Consider the following 22,349-nt stretch of genomic DNA (forward strand, 5'->3'; position numbering starts at 1 on the left):
CTACGTTCATTCACACCAGTCGCAGCATTTTCAATGCTTGAGGTTGTTGACGAAGTGGGATAAAAGCGTGGTTTTTCCCACTCCGTGTTATCAGCCGAAAATCAATAAATTGATTTTCCTAGTTTATTTCAAAAACCTTAACGACCGCAGACAAACAGAATACGTTTGTCAGCAGTCTGCAGCATTTTCAATGCTTCTAACGACTCGTTCACTTGTCGTCTAGCTGCACCTCGAATTATTTAGAGTATAAATGAGCGCATTCATCAATGTGTTATTGATTTTGATTTTTTGGGGTTATTGATTGTAATGAAATAAGCGGGTACTTCGCTGTAATTTTTTGTGGGAGCTGTTTTATTCTCGCTGTGAACTGAATTTTTCTTCAGAGGGATTTTGACAATTAAGCGGGTGTCATATTAGGTGTGACTTCAAAAAAATGATAATTGAATTTATATCAATAATAATGCCTATATTGTTGAGTAATATTTAATAATTGTACTATTACGAATATAAGGAATTTTTATATCTATATGATTCCTATTAATATTATCTATTTATAGGGTTTTGCATATAGCTATACCAAATCGTACCATTTTATTTGGATTGTTTAAATAAGAATATCTTAATTGGTATGTAATTAGACCTTTAATGATGCTCTATATTGTACTGTATAGAACATCCTAATAATAACACCTTCAATTATTGAATTGATTATAAACTAATAACCTATAATTTTTCTTTTTAAAGAATAATTGAGTTAGTGATTGTTGATATTTCCGCCTCCTAGACATTAAGTGAAATATTTATTATAACGGTGTAAATCATTATTTCTTAATAAGAATTCTTCTAATAAAAATTATCATTTTTAAGTGACTTTCACCACAGCTAAACAATACATATTCAATTCCATTTACGATAGCTAAATAATGAGGTAATTCATGGATCTTCCTTTACAAGGTATCAAAGTACTCGATTTCACCGGTGTACAGTCAGGGCCATCTTGTACCCAAATGTTAGCGTGGTTCGGTGCTGATGTGATTAAAATTGAGCGCCCTGGTGTGGGAGATGTCACCCGTAATCAGCTGAGAGATATTCCAGATGCGGATGCACTTTATTTCACCATGCTAAACAGTAATAAGCGTTCTGTTGAACTGAATACCAAAACGCCTGAAGGCAAAGAGGTGATGGAACGTTTGATCAAGCAAGCCGATGTGTTGGTTGAAAACTTCCACCCTGGTGCTATCGACCATATGGGCTTTACTTGGGAACATATTCAAGAACTTAACCCACGCCTGATTTTTGGCTCAATTAAAGGGTTTGATGAAAACTCACCTTACGCAGATGTTAAAGCGTATGAAAACGTAGCTCAAGCCGCGGGTGGTGCCGCCTCAACAACGGGTTTTTGGGATGGTCCACCATTAGTGAGTGCTGCAGCATTGGGTGACAGTAATACAGGTATGCATTTGTTGATTGGCTTATTGGCTGCTTTATTACATCGCGAAAAAACCGGTAAAGGGCAGCGTGTGACCATGTCGATGCAAGATGCGGTATTGAACCTTTGCCGCGTCAAATTACGTGACCAACAACGTTTAGAAAAAGTTGGTTATCTCGAAGAGTACCCGCAATATCCAAACGGTAAGTTTGGCGATGCCGTTCCACGTGGTGGTAACGCAGGTGGCGGTGGTCAGCCGGGGTGGATCCTAAAATGTAAAGGTTGGGAAACTGACCCGAACGCTTACATTTATTTCACTATTCAAGAGCAAGATTGGCAGCAAACTTGTGTGGCGATTGGTAAACCTGAATGGGCAACTGATCCTGCATACAGCACACCACAGGCGCGCCAGCCACATATCTTTGATATTTTTGCTGAAATTGAAAAATTCTTAGCGGATAAAGATAAGCACGAAGCGGTTGAATATTTGAGTAAGTACGGTGTGCCTTGTGCTCCAGTACTGAGTATGCGTGAAATTGCACGTGATCAGTCATTGCGTGATAGCGGTAGTATTGTGGAAGTTGAGCAGCCAAAACGGGGTACTTACCTCACTGTAGGTTGCCCAATGAAGTTCTCTTCATTCACACCTGATATCAAGAGTGCACCATTATTAGGTGAACATACCGATGAAGTGTTAACTGAGTTGGGTTATAGCGCAGAGCAAATTGCCTCTATGCGTGCCAATAAAGCGATTTAATTCTCCATTAGGGAGCTCGAATAAAGCTCCCTCCACGCTATTTATATTTTTATGAGGTGGACATGTCGACCGATCAAACTCAAAACTTGACCGATGGAATGCATATTATTGTTGATGCACTGAAAAAGAATGGCATCGATACAATTTATGGTGTTGTGGGGATCCCCGTTACCGATATGGCACGCCATGCGCAGGCAGAAGGCATTCGTTATATTGGCTTTCGTCATGAACAATCAGCCGGTAATGCGGCAGCTATTAGCGGCTATTTAACCCAAAAGCCGGGTATCTGCTTAACCGTATCTGCTCCTGGATTTTTAAACGGCATGGTGGCGTTAGCGAATGCGACCACCAACGGTTTTCCAATGATCCAAATCAGTGGCTCCAGCGATAGAGCTATTATCGACCTGCAACAGGGCGATTATGAAGAGTTGGATCAAATGAATACCGCGAAACCGTTTGTTAAAGCATCTTATCGAGTGAATAAACCGGAAGATCTCGGTATTGCCTTGGCGCGTGCTATTCGTGCTTCTGTTTCAGGGCGTCCGGGTGGCGTTTACCTTGATTTAACCACAGAGGTGCTTGCGGCGGTGATGGATAAGGACGAAGCAGATAAAACCATTTTTACCGTCGAAGATCCTGCACCTCGTCAGTTACCAGCACCTGAGTCTGTCGATAAGGCACTTAAATTATTGGCAGCAGCAAAACGCCCTCTGATTATTTTAGGTAAAGGTGCAGCTTACGCGCAGGCAGATGAAAATATTCGCCAATTTATTGAAACAACAGGGATCCCTTATTTACCTATGTCGATGGCGAAAGGATTGTTGCCAGATGACCATCCACAATCAGCGGCAGCGGCGCGTTCTCATGCGCTATCCAATGCCGATGTGGTGGTGCTTATGGGGGCTCGTTTGAATTGGTTGCTCGATCATGGTAAAGGCAAACATTGGTCAACAGAAACTCAATTTATTCAATTAGATATCGAACCATCAGAAATTGATAGCAATCGCCCAATTACCGCTCCTGTGGTTGGTGATATCTATTCAAGTATTGCTGCGCTACTCGCAGGACTGAAATCAACTCCTGTTAAGTCACCAAGCGATTGGATGGCTGGCATTGATGATATCAAGAAAGTGAATAGTGAGAAGATGGCCGCTAAGCTAAACACTGATACTTCTCCGCTGAATTATTTCAATGCGCTGCGTGTGATTCGTGATGTGCTGGTCGATCACAAAGATGTTTATGTGGTCAACGAAGGAGCAAATACCCTCGATAATGGACGAAATATTATCGATATGTATAAACCGCGCCAGCGTTTAGATTGCGGTACTTGGGGTGTGATGGGGATTGGTATGGGTTATGCGGTCGGTGCGGCTGTAACTAGTGGCAAACCTGTTGTCGCCATTGAAGGTGATAGTGCGTTTGGTTTCAGTGGCATGGAAATTGAGACGATTTGCCGTTATAAGCTGCCAGTGACCATTTTGATTTTCAATAATGGCGGTATTTACCGTGGTGATGGTGTTAACCTTCATGGCGACAGTGATCCATGCCCAACTGTTTTCATGCAGGGTGCTCGTTATGACAAGATGATCGAGGCTTTTGGCGGTATTGGTTATAACGCAACCACACCAGATGAAATCCAACAGGCTTTAAAGGCAGGTCTTACATCGGGTCAACCAACACTAATTAACGTAGTGATTGACCCTACGGTAGGGACTGAAAGTGGTCATATTGGTAATTTAAACCCTAAATCGGTTGTCAAAAACTAAACAACCTTTTCAATAAACTGAAAACGTAATGCCACTTATTCACTAAGTGGCATTAGGACGCTTTTTGCCCAAAAAAGGTGAGAGTCTAATGACTGATTTTATGTTCAAGATATTTATGAGTGATTTATTACCCATAATTATCATTATGGTATTGGGTTATGTGAGCGGTCGACGCAACGTATTTACGAATGACCAAGCAAAAGCATTTAATAAACTGGTATTAAACTACGCATTACCTGCGGCATTATTTGTTTCGTTAGTTCGTGCCAATCGAGACATGATTTTTGCCGATATGAAACTGACGATTATTTCATTAGTCGTTCTGCTACTGTGTTTCTTTTTTACATTCTTTAGCTGCAAAAAATTCTTTAAACATTCGCGCCCAGAAGCGGCGGTTTGTGCCTTAATTGCAGGCTCACCAACGATTGGTTTTCTTGGCTTCGCAGTTTTAGATCCTATTTATGGTGATACGGTTTCTACAGGACTCGTGGTGGCGATTATTTCAATTATCGTTAACGCAATTACCATTCCAATTGGCCTGTTTTTACTTAATCCAGGTAGCGCTAATGGGGAAAAAGGCGGCGGTGGTATGAGCGCGCTAATTTCAGCCTTTAAAGAACCGGTTGTTTGGTCACCAATATTAGCGACAGTCTTAGTACTTGTGGGTATTAAAATTCCTGATGTTTGGGATCCGACATTTGACCTAATTGCAAAAGCAAACTCAGGGGTAGCGGTATTCGCAGCAGGGCTCACATTGGCTGCCAATAAATTCGAATTCGATGGTGAGATTATTTATAACACCATGCTGAAATTGGTTTTAATGCCAGGCCTAATGTTAATTGCTGGCCTACTATTCCATATGGAATCGACACAATTACAAATGATGGTATTAGCGGGCGCACTTCCTCCTGCATTCTCCGGAACCATTATTGCGAGCCGATTTAATGTTTATACCCGAACAGGCACTGCATCGCTCGCTGTCAGTGTGATGGGTTTCATTATTGCGGCACCACTGTGGATTTATATTGCACGCTTGGTGGCATAAATTGTCGGGTGTGGCGTTGTTATCTACCGCCACCCCTTATTAAAAAGGAATGAATATGGCTTTTCCTCTTCCATTAGACGGTATTCGAGTTCTCGATTTTACGGGTGTGCAATCGGGGCCATCCTGCACCCAAATGCTAGCGTGGTTTGGTGCTGACGTAATAAAAATTGAGCGTCCGGGTATTGGTGATGTGACTCGCAGTCAACTTAGAGATATCCCAGATGTGGATGCGCTCTATTTCACCATGCTGAACAGCAATAAACGTTCTTTAGAATTGAATACTAAGACGCCAGAAGGCAAAGAAGTGATGGAAAAGCTGATCCGCCAAGCGGATATATTGGTTGAAAACTTCCATCCGGGAGCGATTGATCATATGGGGTTTACGTGGGAAATCATTCAGCAGCTCAACCCTAGACTGATCTTTGGCTCGATTAAAGGGTTTAATGAAAATTCACCTTACGCAGATGTCAAAGCCTATGAAAACGTGGCACAGGCAGCGGGTGGCTCAGCATCGACAACCGGTTTTCCCGATGGTCCTCCCGTGGTGAGTTCAGCTGCACTAGGTGATAGCAATACTGGCATGCATCTACTGATTGGTTTACTTACCGCGTTATTGCAACGTGAAAAAACCGGAAAAGGGCAACGCGTCACCATGTCGATGCAAGATGCTGTATTGAACCTTTGCCGCGTCAAGTTACGTGACCAACAACGACTGGAAAAATTGGGCTTTTTAGAGGAGTACCCACAATATCCAAATGGTTCTTTTGGTGATGCTGTTCCTCGTGGTGGTAATGCAAGTGGCGGTGGGCAACCGGGCACCATGTTGAAATGCAAAGGCAGTGATACTGATCCCAACGCTTATATTTATTTTATCAACCAAGATCACAACTGGGAAAATACCTGTGACGCAATTGGTAAACCCGAATGGAAAACGGATCCTGCTTTCGCTACGACAGAAGCAAGGGTGAGCCATATTCAAGATGTTTGGGATGCCATCGAAGATATTGCCAAAGATAAAGATAAGCATGAACTCACTGACTATTTTGACCAGTTCGGCGTGCCGTGCTCTGCGGTGTTAAGTATGAAAGAGTTGGTGAATGATCCCTCTTTACGAGGCAGTGGCTCAATTGTTGAAGTGGCACAACCATTACGCGGCCATTATTTAACGGTTGGATGCCCGATGAAGTTTTCATCTTTTACACCTGAAATTAAAAGTGCTCCCCTATTAGGTGAACATAATAATGAAATACTGAAAGAATTAGGTTACAGCGATCAACAGATCGCCGATATGAAAGATAAAAAAGTTATTTAATTAAACATTATTAAATAACCCAATTAGCAACATCAACATCTTATCAATAATAATGATGAGCGGGTTTCGCTCATCCATTGTTTACCTATTTATTATTAAGGGGTAATAACATGGACAATGTAACAGTTAAAAAAAGTAGTCAAGTTGCCGCAGTCGATTTTGTACCTGCTTGGGGTGATTTAGATGGTAATATTCGTCGTTTAGCTGAAGCAGCTGAAAAAGTCGCTGCACAAGGGGTCGATTATGCGGTATTTCCTGAAACGGCGGTTAGCGGTTATTTATTTTCTGATTCAGCAGAACTAGCGCCTTATCTCGACACGATACCGGGGAAAACCACCGCAGCAATATTACCGATACTTGCACGTACGGGTATGTATATGAGTGTTGGTATCGCTGAACGCGATACGGATACTGGGTTAGCCTACAATTCAGCGGTATTGATGGGGCCAGAAGGGATCATCGGTAAATACCGCAAGATAGGCTTGAACTCGCAAGACCAAAAAGTGTTTGCGCCGGGTAATACAGGGGTGAAAACCTTTAATACGCCGATTGGCCGCATTGCATTATTAATTTGCTATGACGATACCTACTGGCAATATGTGCGCTTGGCGGCGCTGGAAGGTGCTCAAATTATTGGTTGGCACTCAGTTTCCGACCGTATGATGCCCGATGCGACACCTGCTGAGATGCTTGGTGACCACTCAACCGTGGCTCATGTGCAACATATGAGTGCATTTAATGGTGCATGGGTCATTTGCGCGACACGCAGTGGTATTGAAACCAACCCGATCACCCATGGGCAATTGTACTATAACGGGGGTTCCAGTATTTGGGCGCCTTCAGGTCACAAAGTTGCGCAATCGCCAGTTTTAAGTCCTCTCGAATTAGAACCGGGTCTGAACGGTATTTTCAGTGCCACTATCGATCTTGATGAGGCCGATAAACAGCGTGAAGCCTTGCTGGCAAAACGTCGTCCTGAATTATATTTCCCAACATTGGCTTTCCACCGTAGCCCAACGGATATCAATGCAACCACCACACAAGTGCAAACGACATTGATTGCTGCGCAATGGGATAAATCAACGTCAAACCTTGATGCCGTTAGCGTGGGTGAGAACGAGCTGTTGGTGCTGCCTGAATTATCTGCACTGCCATATACCAACGACCCAAATGTTTTGCTAACACATGCGGAGAAACAAGGTGGAACGTTTGAACAGACTCTGATTAAGATCGCCGCAGCCGGTAAAGGCTATGTGGTGGGGAGTTACCCTGAAATTGATGTTGATAAGTTATATCACACTGTCGTATTGGCAGGCCCTGCGGGCGAGATCTTAGCAAGATACCGAGTAACACATCTCAATGAGCGCGATAAAGGTTGGGCAAGTGCAGGCAATGCGGTTAGCGTGACATCGACGCCAATTGGTCGCATTGCATTAGCAGCGGCTCATGAGCTAGAAGTTCCTGAACTAGGTGGTTTATACAGTACACTGCGTGCTGATATCATTGCGGCTCCAGCTGGGCTACCAAGTGATTTGCGTGTTGAAATCGAAAGTCACTTATTCTCTGTCAATAACCCACCAACTGGGCGAGCTGATTTTATTCCTTATGCCATTGCGACGTTAAATCAATTATGGGTGGTTTGTGGTGGTCGCCATGATCGCGATTTCACATCAGCTGCTATTTATGGGCCTGAACCCGTCGTATTAACACCAACATTGACGGCAGAACGTGATGCCGCAGATATTAGATTGCAAGCACAGGTGCCGGCACCGTTTACATGGATTAATCAGGAACGCTTGATTAGCGGTCAGCAGGCGATTTGGTTTACACCGTTAACCGCTTAGTTTTAACAATAACATTTGAAAAATACTCTCGGCAAATTTGCAGGGAGTATTTCTTTTTTATACTCGTCATACTTTAGGTTAAATAACCATGACAACACCGACACCCAAAATACCGTTTATGCAATTGCCGACCATTGCTTTTTTATTAGCGATAACGTCAGGTATGTTAGATGGCTATGCTTTTTTTACGACCAAATCATTTGCGACTTTCCAATCAGGAAACATCATCATGTTAGGCTATGAATTTGCCAAACATGGTTTAGCTGCAATTATCCCTTATATCATCACCATCTTTGCGTTTGGTGCAGGGGCAATGTTATTGGCTTGGTTGCGTTATAAATACAATACCAATGAAAAAACGTGGACATTCACACTGTTATCGCTAGAAATTATCCTAATTTTGTTGCTAGTCGCTTATATTTATTTTTATAAAGTCGAAGCGAGTGGTTTCCATGCGGTGTGGGCCTTATCCTTTATTGCTGGTATGCAGGGTAATGCATTCCATAAAATTAATGGCATGCTATATGGCAATATTGCCGTCACCTTAAACGTACAGCTGGGTTTTAGTTCATTAGCGGAATCTGTTGCCTTTAAAGGACAAGAAAGAAGAGAAGCGCTGTATAAAAGCTATTGTTACTTTCTAACCTTATTTGGCTTTGCTGGTGGCGCTTTTATGATGGCAATGTTGGCGGATTACGCCAGAGAATACGCACTGCTGGTTACGTTAATTCCATTATGCTTAATTTTTACGATGGGACGTCATTTTTCTAAAGAAAATAGTGGGTTATCTATTGATTCTAACTAAGTAGAAGATAAATAAGGTTGTTAATCGAATTTAGATGAGGTTAATTACTCTTATTTTAGGCAAATAACAGACTAGTGAATTAGTCTGTTATTAAAAAATATATTAATTTTACCGTGCTACTATTTTGTCATTATTTTATCGTTGTTTTACGTCCTCGCAGAGCTTGCCTTATTTTATTAAACGCGCATCGCATAGACATAAGCCGCATGCTTATCGGTATTTAAGGTGTTTGGTTTCTGCTCGGCGGATAAGGTTTTAATACCCATTTTAGAAACTCATAGGCAGTAGGGCGATTGAGCTTTGGTGAAAAATAGACATTCAGAGGTTCTACGCCGGAACCCCTTTATGATGTGGATCAGCTCTGATAAACTTAAGTTAATTTAACTTAGTGAAAGGTTTTCTATGAACGCTTTTGAACAAGCACTAAACCAAAAAGTGGAATCAGATAGGCAGTTAGGTATTTATTTGGATAACGCCCTAGCGGGTGTAGGTGAGGTCGCGACACACACGGTTGAAATGATTGAACTTGGTTTTGATCGTTCAGTAAAACACTTATCATACTTTTTTGATGATGAAAAATATATCAATGCAGAGGTTTTAGAGGAAAATAATCGTTTTTTTTTCAGCTTGGTGGCTGTATAAACAAGGGCGAGACCCAATTAAGGAAATGATAGATGTTTTTATTGATCAATGCACTGCCGGCATTGATGAGCGTGAAATGAGCTATTTGCATGAAAAAATCACATCAACGTTAAAGTTCGGTTCTGGATTTGCTTCAAAAAGAGTGACTAAAATGGCAATAAATGCAGCCATATCTGAGGCAATTTATTCTTTAATACTAACAAAAGAAATCATGAAGCCTATTAGTCGTGGAGTTGGTAATGTTGCGATGTTTGGATTGGGTAGTTATGGAATAATAGAAAAGGCTGCGCAGGCAAAAGAAAGATTAAGAATGCAAAGCCCTATTTATTATTGGTCATTATACTTTATGAAAATAGAAATGTTATATTTTATCGTGGAAGATAACCTTTCTTGTGGATTGCATTTAATTAGTCAATATAAGAATAAAGTGAATGATGTCTATGATGCTTTTATGAAAATTTTGTATGGGTAATTAATATGAATAAGTTAATAAAAATTTTATTTTTTGATTTTAAACTTGAGGTTAAGTCGTTTTTTATTGCAGGGTTTATTATCCTTCTTCTGTGCTTACCAGCATCAAAATATATAACCATTATATGGGGTTCTATTATAGTAATATATCTTATCACTAAGATTGCATTTTATAAAAAAAAGCAAAGGTGATAATGTCTCTGCTTTTTCACAACTAGAACACATTGAATTCTCTTATCGAATATCCACCCGTGCCTGCAATAACATGTTCCCATGTTATTGACTCATAATTAAAAGAAACTTTTTGATGAGGCATTATGAAATTTGAGTTGAGTGTATTTGTATAAGTTGAAGCGATATCAATGATTGTGGCTTTTGTAAGCTTTAACCTATAGTAAAGCTCTAAATGACCAGATTGACTCGTCCGATAAAAATCGAATTCAGCGTCTAATATTTCATTATGGTTCATTGCAACTCCTAATAACGGAGATGATTTATCGATGAGTTTAATGATTTGTATTGGATGGTGAACGATATTTTGATGCCTTGTCATTCCATCACCGACACTGATGACCTGTATTTCGTCCTTATGCCCTATCTGATACCGATTACCTATCGATTCAAGCGTTGAGCATTTTGCTGAAATTAGACCTTGCTTTTGACCCGTTAAACGTAAATATGTTACATGAGACATTAATATTCCTAGATTAATTTTAGTGTTATCGCTTCGGGAACATTATAAATTTTGCTTATGTCACATGCAATCAAAAAGCCCGCCATTGATCTCGATATATTAACCTTAGCGAGCGATTTTTATTTCAATTGTGAAGGGCTGGAGAAGAAATAACATTATAGGGGTTCTACGCCGGAATCCCAGATTTTTCCGTTATCCTAATGTCCACTCCCCTTTAATTGAGACACACTAGCTTATAGTTTTCTAACTAATGATAATGAGTTTAAAGTAAATCGGTTTGACTAAATTTTGCAGATAATCGTATGAGTCTTAATTTAAATGGATACCCACGCGAATATCAAAGCAACAAAGTAGCTACCTCGCCACTTTTGTTTTATCCTAAGTCATAGATAACAGTAATTTTTGCTGATATACCCGAAATTCTTCAAGTTGCAGTGTTGTTGACTACGTTCAGCTAGCCGAGTCACATAGTTTATCTATGCTCCCCGTCTATCTTCACTTGTCGCCTAACTGCAACTCGAATTATTTGGGGTATAAGCATAAAATACGAACAATAAATCTGAGGAAGCGGTTACCATGGCCTCGGACAAGTCGTTTAAAAAATTAAAAAGAGAGCAATGCGATGGGTATTCGTATCGTCCCTAAAGAAGATTTAGGACAAGAAAGATTAAAAGAAAAAGGGATTGGTTTTATTCCTCCAGTCCTGTTCCCGAATTTAAAAAGTTTGTATCAACGACGCGCTGAACGATTAAAAGAACTGGCGGCGGGGGAACATCCTTTTGCAGATTATCTTAAGTTTGCTGCTGAAGTGGCAACAGCACAAAATAATGCGCAGCATGATCATCCCCTTGAGATTGATATGAGTGCGGTGTTAGCGCGTTCAATGGCGAGCAACAACCCACCATTAGATGCTAAAACCTTTCCTCGTACCAACCATTGGCACAAGATCTTACATGCCATCATTGCTGAACTATTGCCAGTCGTTCCTGACTCAGTACGCCCTGCGCTAGAAAACCTCGACAAAGCGTCTGAAAGCGAGCTGGAAGAAATGGCCACGGCACTGTTGAGCGAGCAATTTGAAAAAGTGCCAGCAGACAAATCGATGTTTGTTTGGGCGGCACTTTCTGTTTATTGGGCGCAAATGGCCGCACAAATACCGGGTAAAGCACGTGCTGAGCATGGTGACCACCGTCACTACTGTCCTGTCTGTAACAGCATGCCAGTCTCCAGTGTGGTACAAATTGGTACTTCACAAGGGCTGCGTTATTTGCATTGTAATTTGTGTGAAACAGAGTGGCACATGGTACGTGTCAAATGCAGTAACTGTGAACAAACCCGAGATCTTAATTACTGGTCGCTTGATGATGAAAATGCCGCAGTAAAAGCAGAAAGCTGCGGTGATTGCGGCAGTTATTTAAAAATTCTTTATCAAGAAAAAGAAGCCAAGGTCGAGGCGGTGGCTGATGACTTAGCATCAATCATTCTTGATGCACGAATGGAAGAAGAAGGTTTTGCTCGTAGCAGCATTAATCCATTTTTATTTCCTGGCGAAAAATAGTCACTAATAAGAGAGTAATCACGATGACCGACGACGCTATTGCCGCCTTATATCGTCAGCTTCCTGCTATCGACAAACTGCTTCAGCTTGATGAAGTGCAAGCTGTTGTCGTTGATTCAGGGCATTATTGGGTGACGGAGCAACTGCGTGATATGCAGCAGGAGGCGCGTGAGTTTATCCAACAACACGAGCAATTACCCCAATGGCACAATGATTGGGTGGCAGAATTAGTTCGCCGTCATGGTTTACTGCTAGAAAGCGCGTTAAAACCGGTGTTTAACCTTACTGGTACTGTTTTGCACACTAACCTCGGGCGAGCAGTCATGGCTGAGTCTGCCATCACGGCCGTTAATCAAGTGATGAGTTCTCCTATCACGTTAGAGTATTCTTTGGATGGCGCAACCAGAGGACATCGAGACCGTGCATTGGCCGATCTACTCTGTAAGCTAACGGGAGCAGAGGATGCCTGTATTGTAAATAACAATGCAGCCGCCGTTTTACTGTTGTTAGCAACGGTAGCACAAGGCCAGCAAGTGATTGTTTCTCGAGGTGAATTAGTCGAAATCGGTGGCGCTTTTAGAGTGCCAGATGTCATGGCGCAAGCAGGGTGTCAATTGGTCGAAGTGGGCACAACCAATCGTACGCACTTACGTGACTATGCAAATGCTATCAATGATCAAACAGCATTATTGATGAAGGTACACACCAGTAATTACAGTATTGAAGGCTTTACCGCTGAAGTGGAAGGTGCAGAACTGGCAGAGCTGGGTAAGCAACATCAATTACCCACTGCTATTGATTTAGGTAGCGGTTCAATGGTGGATATGACCGCTTATGGTTTGCCAGCGGAACCTATGCCACAAACCTATCTCGCGCAAGGTATCGATCTCGTTTCGATATCAGGTGATAAGTTGTTAGGTGGCCCGCAAGCGGGGATCATACTGGGTAAGAAAAAGTGGATTGAAGCAATCCAAAAACATCCTCTAAAGCGTGCTTTACGTGCTGATAAAATGACGTTAGCTGCTTTAGAAGCCACGTTAAAGTTATATCTGACACCTGAAAAATTGGTTACTGAGTTGCCAACATTACGTTGGTTGACACGTAGTGTTGACGAAATAAAAGCACGTGCGGAGCGGCTGATTGTTTCATTACAAGCTTTTTACGGCGACAAGTTTGTGGTGGAAATGGAGCCATGCCTTTCACAAATAGGGAGTGGCTCATTACCTGTAGATCGGTTGCCTAGCTATGCTGTGACTTTCATGCCGTTTGATGGGCGTGGAAATTCATTAGCCTTATTAGCAACACGTTGGCGGCAGTCCTCAAAACCGGTGATTGGGCGAGTGAAAGATGGCAAGTTATGGCTTGACCTACGTTGTTTAGACGATGAGCATGCCTTGTTGCAGGTATTGTTGTCATGATTTTTGCCACCGCAGGCCATGTTGACCATGGTAAAACCACATTAATCCAAGCGATCACTGGGGTGGACACCGCCCATTTGCCTGAAGAAAAAAAACGCGGTATGACCATCGATTTAGGCTATGCCTATTGGCCTCAGCAAGATGGTAGTTCAATTGGCTTTATTGATGTTCCCGGCCACGAAAAATTTCTAGCTAATATGTTAGCTGGTGTAGGGGGGATCAATCATGCGTTGCTCGTGGTGGCTTGTGATGATGGAGTAATGGCGCAAACACGAGAGCATTTAGCCATTTTGCGTTTAGCGGGTTGCCAATGTGTGACGGCAATTCTAACCAAAGCTGACCGTGTTGATGAACAACGTGTAGCAGAGGTGGTACTTAACGTACAAGCTGAGCTACAGCGTCAAGGTTGGCATGATGCCTCTTTATTTATAACCGCAGCAAATGAAGGTCGTGGTATTGCTGAATTGCAAACCTACTTACAACAATTACATCAGAAATCCGCCGATCATCAAAACCAACAACAACGTTTTCGCTTAGCCATTGATCGTGTTTTCCATGTGAAAGGGGTTGGTGTCGTTGTAACAGGAACGGCATTAACAGGCCAAGTCACATTGAACGAATCGTTGTGGTTAACTGGGGCTAACTCTGCGGTACGTGTTAGAGGTATTCATCGACAAAACCAGCAGGCAGAATTCGCTCAAGCAGGCGATCGCGTTGCCTTAAATCTTGCAGGGGATATTGATAAAGCAAATATCACACGTGGCGACTGGCTATTATCTGAAAAGCCTTTTACGGTGGCAACAAGAGTGATTGTTGAATTAACCTGTGATGCGATTATCAAACATTGGCAGCCTGTACATCTCTATCATGGTGCAAGTCATATTACGGGGCGTATTTCGTTACTGACAGAACAGGGGCATGCACCATTATTAGCGGAACTGATACTTGATACGCCTTTGTGGCTGGTAGACAACGATAGGCTTATCCTTCGTGATATTAGTGCTCGTGAAACCCTTGCTTCGGCACGAGTGATCCGTTTAGTTTCCCCTCGTCGAGGTAAAAGACAGCCTGAATTTATTGAATGGCTACGTAGCTTATGCACAGCTCAAGATGAGTTAAGCCATCTGAAATTACAGCTACCTAATGGTGAATTAGATCTCAATGGTTATGGCTGGTCACGTCAATTAACCGCCTCTGCCCTCGAAAATTTATTATCACAGGTTGAATTAGTTCGTGCAGGCGATTTGGCATTATCAGCATTTAAAGCACAGGTCGCTAAAGAGCGATTGGTGCAAACTCTGGAAGACTTTCATGAAGTTCACAGTGATCAAATTGGTGTCAGCAAAGCTCGGTTAAAAAGAATGGCATTACCAACAATGGGTGAATCATTAGTGTTTAAACTGATTAATGAATTACTTATTGATGAACGTATTAAGCAAACTCGTGGTTGGCTGCATATGCCACAACATGGGTTGGTATTTGATGGTGAGCAGCAGCGAATTTGGCGGCAAGTTTCGGGTTTATTTCCGCGAACAGATGCATGGTGGGTTCGTGATCTGGCAACCGAAACGGGCAATGATGAGGGTGTTTTGCGTAGTGTGATGAAAAAAGCCGCGCAAATGGGGCTAGTGACCGCAATTGTACGTGATCGCTATTACAGTAGTGAACAGATTGAGCAATTTGCAGCGCTGATTTTACGTTACTGCTCAGAAAAAGGGGCAATCAGTGCTGCCGATTTTCGTAACGAACTCGCTGTTGGCCGTAAACTCGCTATCCAGATCCTTGAGTTTTTTGATAAGAGTGGCTTTACACGGCGCAAAGGCGATGAGCACTTTTTGCGTGATAAAGGCATTTTTGCTGGATAGATTTACCGCATAAATTAGTTACAATGGTCGTTTGTGCGACCTTTTTGGTTAAGGCCGTTGTGACTTATCTATCTTGTGGTAAACCCGATGAAGAAAAGAATTTTTTCTGCCGTTTATCTGGTGCTGATCTTTATTGCTTCACTTTTTTTGGTATTCGAGAAAAGTGGGGTAATTTACCCAGCGCTAGTTTCAATCAGTGTCTATGCAGTCATGTTTGGCGTGCTTTATCTTATTACGGCCAGATGGTTATTCTCTGCTATTGTCACCAGTACATTATTCATCATTATTAAATTCCTTAACCAACTCAAAGTTCATTATTATAAAGAGCAGTTATTTTACTCTGATATCAATATTATGACGGATACTTCCAATATGGGAACGTTAGGTCATTATTGGTTAGCTGGGGTGGCACTAATAGGTTTGCTTATTCTATTGGTGATTAATGGGGTATTGAGCTGGCGCTTAGCTCGTCCTGCTAAATCCTTTTCTTGGCGCTTAATTGGTATATTGTTAGGTGTTGGAGGCTATTTTGGCGCAAGTTTTGCTGCATCACATTATTATACTGAGTGGACTGGCACATTACCGAAAGGCCGAGGTACCGTTACCAATTTAGTCATGTCAGCGAAAAATTCGGCGTATCAATCACCACAAATTAAAGGCTCATCAGATTATTTCCTGCAGCAAGCAGCATCGGTCACTTTACCAACGACTGAAACCACAGAAAAGCCTGATATCTTGTTATTACTGCAAGAATCGACCGTAAATCCGAATATCTATAAATTGCCTGAAGGAACAAAACTGCCTGAGTTGTTTATGTTCCAACAAGATAATCAATTGACGGCACATAGTGCGATGCGCGTACAAACTTTCGGTGGTGGCACTTGGTTATCTGAGTTTGCGGCATTAACTGGATTGAATAGTGATGACTTTGGCTCACAGAAAAGTGGGGTGTTCTATTTTATTGCCGATCATCTTAACAACAGCCTATTTAAAGAGATGAAAGCTAATGGCTATTACACCGTGGTATTAACGCCTTTTAACCGTGGTGCATATCATTCAGGGCACGCTTATCAAATGCTAGGTGTCGATCGTATTATTCAGCCACAAGAGTTGGGTTATCCAGGTAAATTGCAAGACAACCTGTGGACCATCAGTACCGATGATATGTTGAAATATGCCAAAGAAATCTTAGCTAAAGAAACCGATAAACCCGTATTTATTTTCTCATTAACCATGTATGAACATGGCCCATATAAAGAAAGCCATAGTGACGATTATGGTTTAAAAGGCAACGTGAAAAATGATGATTCGGCTGGTGAGTTTAGCCACTACATGGAAAAGATTGTTGCTTCAGATAAGGCGATGCGTGATTTCGTTGATTTTATGGCAAAGCGTGAACGCCCATTAATGTTCTTGTATTTTGGCGATCACCAGCCGGGGATCAGCTTGAATCAATACCAATCTGAATTTGCTAATCCCGCATTTATTACCCAGTTTACATTGCGTGATAACTTAAAGTCAGGTAATAGCATTAAGATGGGGTCGTTAACCGATATTGCTTTCCTTGGCGGTATATTATTGGAGCGTGCTAATTTAAAAGTTTCACCATTCTATGAAGCGAATATCAAAATGCGTCATTTATGCGATGGCAAATTGGATGATTGTGAAGATAAGCAGTTGTTAGAGAGTTATCATCATTATATTTATCAAACATTGAAAGTCGCAGATAAGAAAATTAACTAAATAAAACCATACAAATAGCGGGGATATCCCGCTATTTTTTTATCTTTTCCATTTTAGAGTGTCATTAATTGACTGTATTTTGTAACTTGTTCAGTTATAATTAAATATCAAAATTGATAATAGCTATCATTTCCAAAATTAACTTAACCAAGATGTAACGACAATAACTGCTTTCCATTATTATTTTATCTTTTTGATGGGTTATGAGAATTAATGTTTTTATGATTGGTTTTAATCTAAATTATTGAGTTTAAATATCAAATAGTATGTTTTTAAGGCATTAAAGACGCATTCTGCTTTATGATTGAGCAGAATTTAATACATCCTATTTAGATAATAATGCGAAATACTCATCTAAAGCTTACAATTCAATGACAATTTATGAATATTTATTAATTATAGGTTTTATATCCAAATTTAAGGTTATATTTTTTTTAAATTAGCTATTAAATCTGGTTTTATTTGATTGTCTTATTTTGATTTTAAGTCGCCGCACGCTAGCAGTAGCTGGTTTAGGTTTTATTTCTTAAATACTCTCCATATGAGTTTTATTCAGAGCATTTTACTCTGCAGGAGAGTTTTTGCGTTTGATTTTGTTATTCTATAGCAGTAAATTATGCCTCCTAAAGCAGAGGTGAAATATAAGGTTCTGTGCTGTTTTTGTAATCAATTGTATGTGGAGTGAGAATGGTCGTAGAAAATAATGAGCTTAATTCGTCAGAGCCGGCCCTGCATCATTCTAAATCCGTTCTATTAAAAGCTGTTGGCAAGCAAATATATAAGTTTCGAAAAGAACGGTCGATGACGGGAAAAGAATTAGCAAATTTACTTAATGTCTCTCAACAACAAATATCACGTTATGAATGTGGCGTTTGTAATATAACGATAGATACATTAATGGTTATATTGCATGCACTGAATGTCCCATTAAAAGAGTTTTTTGAGCAAGTGTTTTTAAATGTAGTTGAATCAGACAAGGTGATTGGTGCGGAGTATTGCCAATTATTCGAATTGTCAGATAAATTTAATGGACTAAAGAGTCAATTAAATACATTGAATAGATATAATAAAAGTAATTTATGGGGATAACATTCTCTAAATTTAAATCATTTTATTTTTTGATTTAATTAACTTCATCCAGCGGCTTAATTAAATGTTTCAATGGATTATATTTGCGTGAGCAAATAGATATGTGTACGTCTAAATATAATTAATTAAATTATATTTATTTGATTTTAATTATTAATAACTATTGCAGAGGCAATTATGAAAAAAATTATTTTAGCAACTTTGATTTCTGGCGCAATGAGCGCATCAGCAATGGCTGCTCCAGTTGATGCGGGCCAAGGTACTGTGACGTTCTATGGCTCTATCATCGAAGCAGCATGTGGTATCGCACCAGAATCAACTGACCAAACTGTGAACTTAGGTCAAGTTGCATCTGCACAATTAGCGGATGGCGGTACATCTCGCCCAGTACCATTCACTATCGAGCTGGTTGATTGTGACACAGAGACTCTTAAAGATAATACGGCAACTGTCACCTTTACGGGCGGTGTCAATCCTAACTTGGCTGATTCACTGGCTATTCAAGGTCAAGCATCTGGCGCAGGTGTACAAATTGCGGGTCTTGATGGTGTGCCAGTTAAATTAGATGGTTCTAAAGGCACTGACTTAAAAATTCAAAATGGTGATAACTCACTGCTGTTTTCTGCGTACTTAAAAGGTGACAAGCAAGCCATCGTTCCTGGTGAATTCACTGCACTGGCTAACTTCACAATGAGCTACGAGTAATTAGAACACGAGCGTGCCATTCAAAGGAGGGTAAAACCATGGGGCGTCAAGCAGTATTCGGATGGAGTGTATTACTCCTCGCAACAAGTTTTACCTCACCTTTAGTGCACGCCGCTGGGCAAGGTGCAGGTACGGTGGCCATGAACGGTGAAATCACCGATGCAGCCTGCACAATTGCCATGGAATCACGTGACCAGATCATTGATATGGGTGTGTTGCCGATTGGCACTATTCGCCAAGAAGGCCAAGGCCCCAAACAAGATTTTGAAATTCATTTGGTCAACTGCGATTTAGTCAAACACAGCGACCCAACACAAACGTGGAGGGCACTGCGTATGACCTTTGATGCACCGGCGGATAACGGATTATTCCAAGTATTTGGTGAAGCGCGGGGAGTGGGATTGTTGATGCAAGACGCGCAGCTGCGTCAAGTGATACCGGGTGAAGCGTCTCCCGAACAAGATATTGTGCCACCGAGTATGCGGTTGGCTTATCAATTGCGGTTGGTCTCCGATTCTCGGCCATTAAGAGCCGGGCCTTACCAAAGCTTGATCCGCTTTAAAGTCGATTACTACTAAACCGCTGACAGCGATTTTATTGGCACTTCTTTTTATTGTGATGTTTCACGAGGGATATTTTTTATGTCTTTACCAAAGGCCACTCATTTTCGCCTTGCACTGCTGTCGCTGTCCATTGCGTTTGCCTTGGGTGGTCACGGCGAAGCATTGGCATCAGTGTCGACAGATGCTATTCAATTCAATACCGATGTATTGGATGTGGAAGACAAGAAAAATATCAACCTTGACCACTTCTCCCGTGCGGGCTACGTGATGCCGGGGACGTACAGCTTGGCGTTAAAAGTCAATGATGACAGCTTGCCGGAAGTCAAAGTTCCTTTTTATGTGCCCGACAATGATCCTCAAGGCAGCATGCCGTGTTTGTCACCTGAGATAACGGGGCAATTAGGGTTGACGGAAGAGAGTTTGAAAAATCTGACATGGTGGCACGATGACCAATGTTTAAATCTGGAAAGTTTACCCGGTATGCAGGCGCGTGGTGATCTTTCGACATCATCATTGTACGTGAGTATTCCACAAGCTTATATGGAATACACAGCGCCTAACTGGGATCCGCCTTCGCGTTGGGATGAAGGGATTGCGGCGATTTTGTTGGATTACAACATTAACGGTAATACTTATCGTCCGCACAACAAAGGCCACAATACCTATACCTTAAATGGTAACGGGGTGGTTGGGGTGAATTTAGGAGCATGGCGTTTTCGTGCCGATTGGCAGGGGCGTTTAAATCACGCCACGGGCTCAACCCAATCGGTAAATCGTGACCTGCAATGGAACCGTTTTTACGCCTATCGCGCGCTGCCTGCTATCGGGGCCAAACTGATTTTGGGTGAAGATTATCTGAACTCAAATATGTTTGATTCATTCCGTTTTATTGGCGCCAGTTTGCGTTCGGATTTGAATATGTTACCGCCAAATTTACGTGGCTATGCGCCGGAAGTGACGGGGATAGCCCAATCCAATGCGACGGTGACCATTAGCCAACAAGGGCGGGTGATTTATACCGAACAAGTGGCACCGGGGCCGTTTCGTATTCAAAACTTGAGCGATGCGATCAGCGGGGCGTTGGACGTCAAAATTGAAGAGCAAGATGGCACGGTACAAGAGTATCAACTCGATACCGCCAACCTACCTTACTTAACCCGCCCAGGGCAGATCCAATATAAGTTGGCGATGGGTCAGCCAAATAGCGTTGACCGCCATAAAGAAGGTGACAACTTTATCACGGGTGAGTTTTCGTGGGGGGTGAATAACGGTTGGTCGCTGTTCAGCGGCTTGATTGGCAGCAAAAACTACCAAGCGATTTCAGCGGGTATCGGTCGTGACTTACTGGCATTTGGGGCATTGTCATTTGATGTCACCCAATCGTTCGCCCGTTTGGCGGGTGAAAACACCATTAATGGCGGCTCTTATCGTGTCAGTTATGCAAAACGCTTTGATGCCATTGACAGCCAAATTCAATTTGCGGGTTATCGCTTCTCTGAGCGTGACTTTATGAGTATGTCGGACTTCTTGCAGGCGGCCAAAACCGGTATTCGTTATGGTGGTAGCAAAGAGCTGTACACCATCTCATTGAGCAAAAACTTCCGTGATATCGGTATGTCGTTGTATTTGAACTACAACCACCAAACCTATTGGGATCGCCCAGAAAATAACTACTACAGCCTGACATTATCGAAATATTTTGATGTCGGGGCAATTAGAAATGTCAGCGTCAACTTGTCGGCCAACCGCAGTATGTATAACGGGGTGACCGATGACAGTATTTATTTATCGACTTCGTTCCCACTGAGTAACGGTGCCAACATGGGGTACTCATTAAACAGTAGCCGTTACGACACGGTCAATCGGGTGACTTACCATGGCCGCATTGATGAACGCACCAATTATCAATTGGGCGCTGGATCCAACCGTAAGGGCGCAAATGGAACCGCATATCTGACCCATCAAGGTGATACGGCACGTGTTTCGGGGAATGCTAGTTACGCCAATAATCAATATACCGCGTTTGGGTTATCGGCAACCGGTGGGATCACGTTGACGGCAGAAGGCGGTGGCATACACCGCATGAGTATCCCCGGTGGCTCGCGTTTACTGGTGGATACCGATGGTATTGCTAATGTGCCCGTGAAAGGTTTTGGTGCACCCGTGACCACTAACTTATTTGGTAAAGCGGTGATTGGTGATATGAACAGCTACTACCGTAGCAAGGCACAGATTGATTTAAACGCGCTGCCAGATGACGTCGATGCCCAGCAATCGGTGGTGCAAGTGACCTTAACGGAAGGCGCCGTCGGTTACCGTGAATTTGCGGTGGTGGCAGGGCAAAAAGCGATGACGGTACTGCGTTTGCCGGATGGCAGTTACCCGCCGTTTGGGGCGCAAATCTTCAATGCGAAAGGGCAAAGCACCGGTATCGTGGGGGACAGCGGCAGTGCGTATATCAGCGGGATTGAGCCGAATTCCCAGATGACCATTCAGTGGGGAGAGGATGACGGATGCCAAGTAGATTTCCCTGAGCGCATCGATATCAATAATCCTTCGCTGTTGTTGCAATGTACTCCGCTCGCAGCAAAGCAGTTAGCGCAGCGATAACACACACGACACAGTATCAACCGAATTTGCGGT

The 22,349-nt window shown here is 42.2% G+C and carries 17 protein-coding genes; 16 read left to right on the forward strand and 1 reads right to left on the reverse strand.

Going from position 1 to position 22,349, the window contains the following annotated elements; translation table 11 throughout:
• Positions 1–935 precede the first annotated feature (935 nt).
• The 8 genes from frc (AC3Z9T_RS16375) (at position 936) to AC3Z9T_RS16410 (ending at position 10,072) form a co-directional block, all read left to right on the forward strand.
• On the forward strand, positions 936–2,186 hold the full coding sequence (gene frc / locus AC3Z9T_RS16375) for a formyl-CoA transferase (RefSeq protein ID WP_490127161.1): 1,251 nt from the start codon (positions 936–938) through the stop codon (positions 2,184–2,186).
• A gap of 62 nt (positions 2,187–2,248) precedes the next feature.
• On the forward strand, positions 2,249–3,952 hold the full coding sequence (gene oxc / locus AC3Z9T_RS16380; protein ID WP_490127162.1) for an oxalyl-CoA decarboxylase: 1,704 nt from the start codon (positions 2,249–2,251) through the stop codon (positions 3,950–3,952).
• A 100-nt stretch (positions 3,953–4,052) separates the two neighbouring features.
• Complete coding sequence (gene yfdV, locus AC3Z9T_RS16385; RefSeq protein ID WP_490127296.1) at positions 4,053–4,997, forward strand: transporter YfdV; 945 nt, start codon at positions 4,053–4,055, stop codon at positions 4,995–4,997.
• A 55-nt stretch (positions 4,998–5,052) separates the two neighbouring features.
• Entirely contained in the window at positions 5,053–6,309 is a 1,257-nt protein-coding gene (gene frc, locus AC3Z9T_RS16390; RefSeq protein ID WP_490127163.1) for a formyl-CoA transferase, read from the forward strand.
• A gap of 110 nt (positions 6,310–6,419) precedes the next feature.
• Complete coding sequence (locus tag AC3Z9T_RS16395; protein ID WP_490127164.1) at positions 6,420–8,153, forward strand: nitrilase-related carbon-nitrogen hydrolase; 1,734 nt, start codon at positions 6,420–6,422, stop codon at positions 8,151–8,153.
• An 88-nt stretch (positions 8,154–8,241) separates the two neighbouring features.
• Positions 8,242–8,958, forward strand: a complete 717-nt coding sequence (locus AC3Z9T_RS16400; protein ID WP_490127165.1) for a YoaK family protein — start codon at positions 8,242–8,244, stop codon at positions 8,956–8,958.
• Between the two features lie 402 nt (positions 8,959–9,360).
• Complete coding sequence (locus AC3Z9T_RS16405) at positions 9,361–9,600, forward strand: hypothetical protein (RefSeq protein WP_490127166.1); 240 nt, start codon at positions 9,361–9,363, stop codon at positions 9,598–9,600.
• Between the two features lie 25 nt (positions 9,601–9,625).
• Positions 9,626–10,072 (forward strand): hypothetical protein, encoded by a 447-nt coding sequence (locus tag AC3Z9T_RS16410; protein WP_490127167.1) that lies wholly within the window; start codon positions 9,626–9,628, stop codon positions 10,070–10,072.
• Between the two features lie 213 nt (positions 10,073–10,285).
• On the opposite strand, the gene AC3Z9T_RS16415 is transcribed toward AC3Z9T_RS16410, so the two are convergent.
• A complete protein-coding gene (locus AC3Z9T_RS16415) occupies positions 10,286–10,765 on the reverse strand; it encodes an Hcp family type VI secretion system effector (RefSeq protein WP_490127168.1) in 480 nt (159 codons plus the stop codon).
• Between the two features lie 622 nt (positions 10,766–11,387).
• Between AC3Z9T_RS16415 and fdhE the strand changes: the two genes are divergently transcribed.
• The 8 genes from fdhE to AC3Z9T_RS16455 all read left to right on the forward strand — a co-directional run bounded on the left by fdhE (position 11,388) and on the right by AC3Z9T_RS16455 (position 22,316).
• Positions 11,388–12,323: a formate dehydrogenase accessory protein FdhE gene (gene fdhE / locus AC3Z9T_RS16420; protein WP_490127169.1), complete on the forward strand. Its 936-nt coding sequence runs from the start codon at positions 11,388–11,390 to the stop codon at positions 12,321–12,323.
• Between the two features lie 23 nt (positions 12,324–12,346).
• Positions 12,347–13,741, forward strand: a complete 1,395-nt coding sequence (gene selA / locus AC3Z9T_RS16425) for an L-seryl-tRNA(Sec) selenium transferase (RefSeq protein ID WP_490127170.1) — start codon at positions 12,347–12,349, stop codon at positions 13,739–13,741.
• On the forward strand, positions 13,738–15,606 hold the full coding sequence (gene selB, locus AC3Z9T_RS16430) for a selenocysteine-specific translation elongation factor (protein ID WP_490127171.1): 1,869 nt from the start codon (positions 13,738–13,740) through the stop codon (positions 15,604–15,606). Before selA ends, selB begins: the two co-directional genes overlap by 4 nt.
• Positions 15,607–15,693: 87 nt before the next feature.
• Positions 15,694–17,349: an LTA synthase family protein gene (locus AC3Z9T_RS16435; protein WP_490127172.1), complete on the forward strand. Its 1,656-nt coding sequence runs from the start codon at positions 15,694–15,696 to the stop codon at positions 17,347–17,349.
• Positions 17,350–18,036: 687 nt separating this feature from the next.
• Positions 18,037–18,438: a helix-turn-helix domain-containing protein gene (locus AC3Z9T_RS16440; protein ID WP_490127173.1), complete on the forward strand. Its 402-nt coding sequence runs from the start codon at positions 18,037–18,039 to the stop codon at positions 18,436–18,438.
• Positions 18,439–18,615: 177 nt separating this feature from the next.
• Positions 18,616–19,143 (forward strand): fimbrial protein, encoded by a 528-nt coding sequence (locus AC3Z9T_RS16445; RefSeq protein WP_490127174.1) that lies wholly within the window; start codon positions 18,616–18,618, stop codon positions 19,141–19,143.
• 38 nt (positions 19,144–19,181) lie between these two features.
• A complete protein-coding gene (locus AC3Z9T_RS16450) occupies positions 19,182–19,721 on the forward strand; it encodes a fimbrial protein (RefSeq protein WP_490127175.1) in 540 nt (179 codons plus the stop codon).
• Between the two features lie 63 nt (positions 19,722–19,784).
• The gene (locus tag AC3Z9T_RS16455; RefSeq protein ID WP_490127176.1) at positions 19,785–22,316 is read left to right on the forward strand and encodes an outer membrane usher protein; all 2,532 of its coding nucleotides are present in this window, start codon (positions 19,785–19,787) and stop codon (positions 22,314–22,316) included.
• Positions 22,317–22,349: the final 33 nt, after the last annotated feature.

Source organism: Providencia sp. 6390 (assembly GCF_058148425.1).

What these genes read in the sequence shown, in the direction of transcription:
- selB (WP_490127171.1), top strand. Translation starts at nt 13,738, where the DNA reads ATGATTTTTGCCACCGCAGGCCATGTTGACCATGGTAAAACCACATTA.
- AC3Z9T_RS16440 (WP_490127173.1), top strand. Translation starts at nt 18,037, where the DNA reads ATGGTCGTAGAAAATAATGAGCTTAATTCGTCAGAGCCGGCCCTGCAT.
- fdhE (WP_490127169.1), top strand. Translation starts at nt 11,388, where the DNA reads ATGGGTATTCGTATCGTCCCTAAAGAAGATTTAGGACAAGAAAGATTA.
- AC3Z9T_RS16395 (WP_490127164.1), top strand. Translation starts at nt 6,420, where the DNA reads ATGGACAATGTAACAGTTAAAAAAAGTAGTCAAGTTGCCGCAGTCGAT.
- frc (WP_490127161.1), top strand. Translation starts at nt 936, where the DNA reads ATGGATCTTCCTTTACAAGGTATCAAAGTACTCGATTTCACCGGTGTA.
- AC3Z9T_RS16405 (WP_490127166.1), top strand. Translation starts at nt 9,361, where the DNA reads ATGAACGCTTTTGAACAAGCACTAAACCAAAAAGTGGAATCAGATAGG.
- yfdV (WP_490127296.1), top strand. Translation starts at nt 4,053, where the DNA reads ATGTTCAAGATATTTATGAGTGATTTATTACCCATAATTATCATTATG.
- AC3Z9T_RS16400 (WP_490127165.1), top strand. Translation starts at nt 8,242, where the DNA reads ATGACAACACCGACACCCAAAATACCGTTTATGCAATTGCCGACCATT.
- frc (WP_490127163.1), top strand. Translation starts at nt 5,053, where the DNA reads ATGGCTTTTCCTCTTCCATTAGACGGTATTCGAGTTCTCGATTTTACG.
- oxc (WP_490127162.1), top strand. Translation starts at nt 2,249, where the DNA reads ATGTCGACCGATCAAACTCAAAACTTGACCGATGGAATGCATATTATT.
- AC3Z9T_RS16435 (WP_490127172.1), top strand. Translation starts at nt 15,694, where the DNA reads ATGAAGAAAAGAATTTTTTCTGCCGTTTATCTGGTGCTGATCTTTATT.
- AC3Z9T_RS16450 (WP_490127175.1), top strand. Translation starts at nt 19,182, where the DNA reads ATGGGGCGTCAAGCAGTATTCGGATGGAGTGTATTACTCCTCGCAACA.
- AC3Z9T_RS16415 (WP_490127168.1), bottom strand. Translation starts at nt 10,765, where the DNA reads ATGTCTCATGTAACATATTTACGTTTAACGGGTCAAAAGCAAGGTCTA.
- AC3Z9T_RS16455 (WP_490127176.1), top strand. Translation starts at nt 19,785, where the DNA reads ATGTCTTTACCAAAGGCCACTCATTTTCGCCTTGCACTGCTGTCGCTG.
- selA (WP_490127170.1), top strand. Translation starts at nt 12,347, where the DNA reads ATGACCGACGACGCTATTGCCGCCTTATATCGTCAGCTTCCTGCTATC.
- AC3Z9T_RS16445 (WP_490127174.1), top strand. Translation starts at nt 18,616, where the DNA reads ATGAAAAAAATTATTTTAGCAACTTTGATTTCTGGCGCAATGAGCGCA.
- AC3Z9T_RS16410 (WP_490127167.1), top strand. Translation starts at nt 9,626, where the DNA reads ATGATAGATGTTTTTATTGATCAATGCACTGCCGGCATTGATGAGCGT.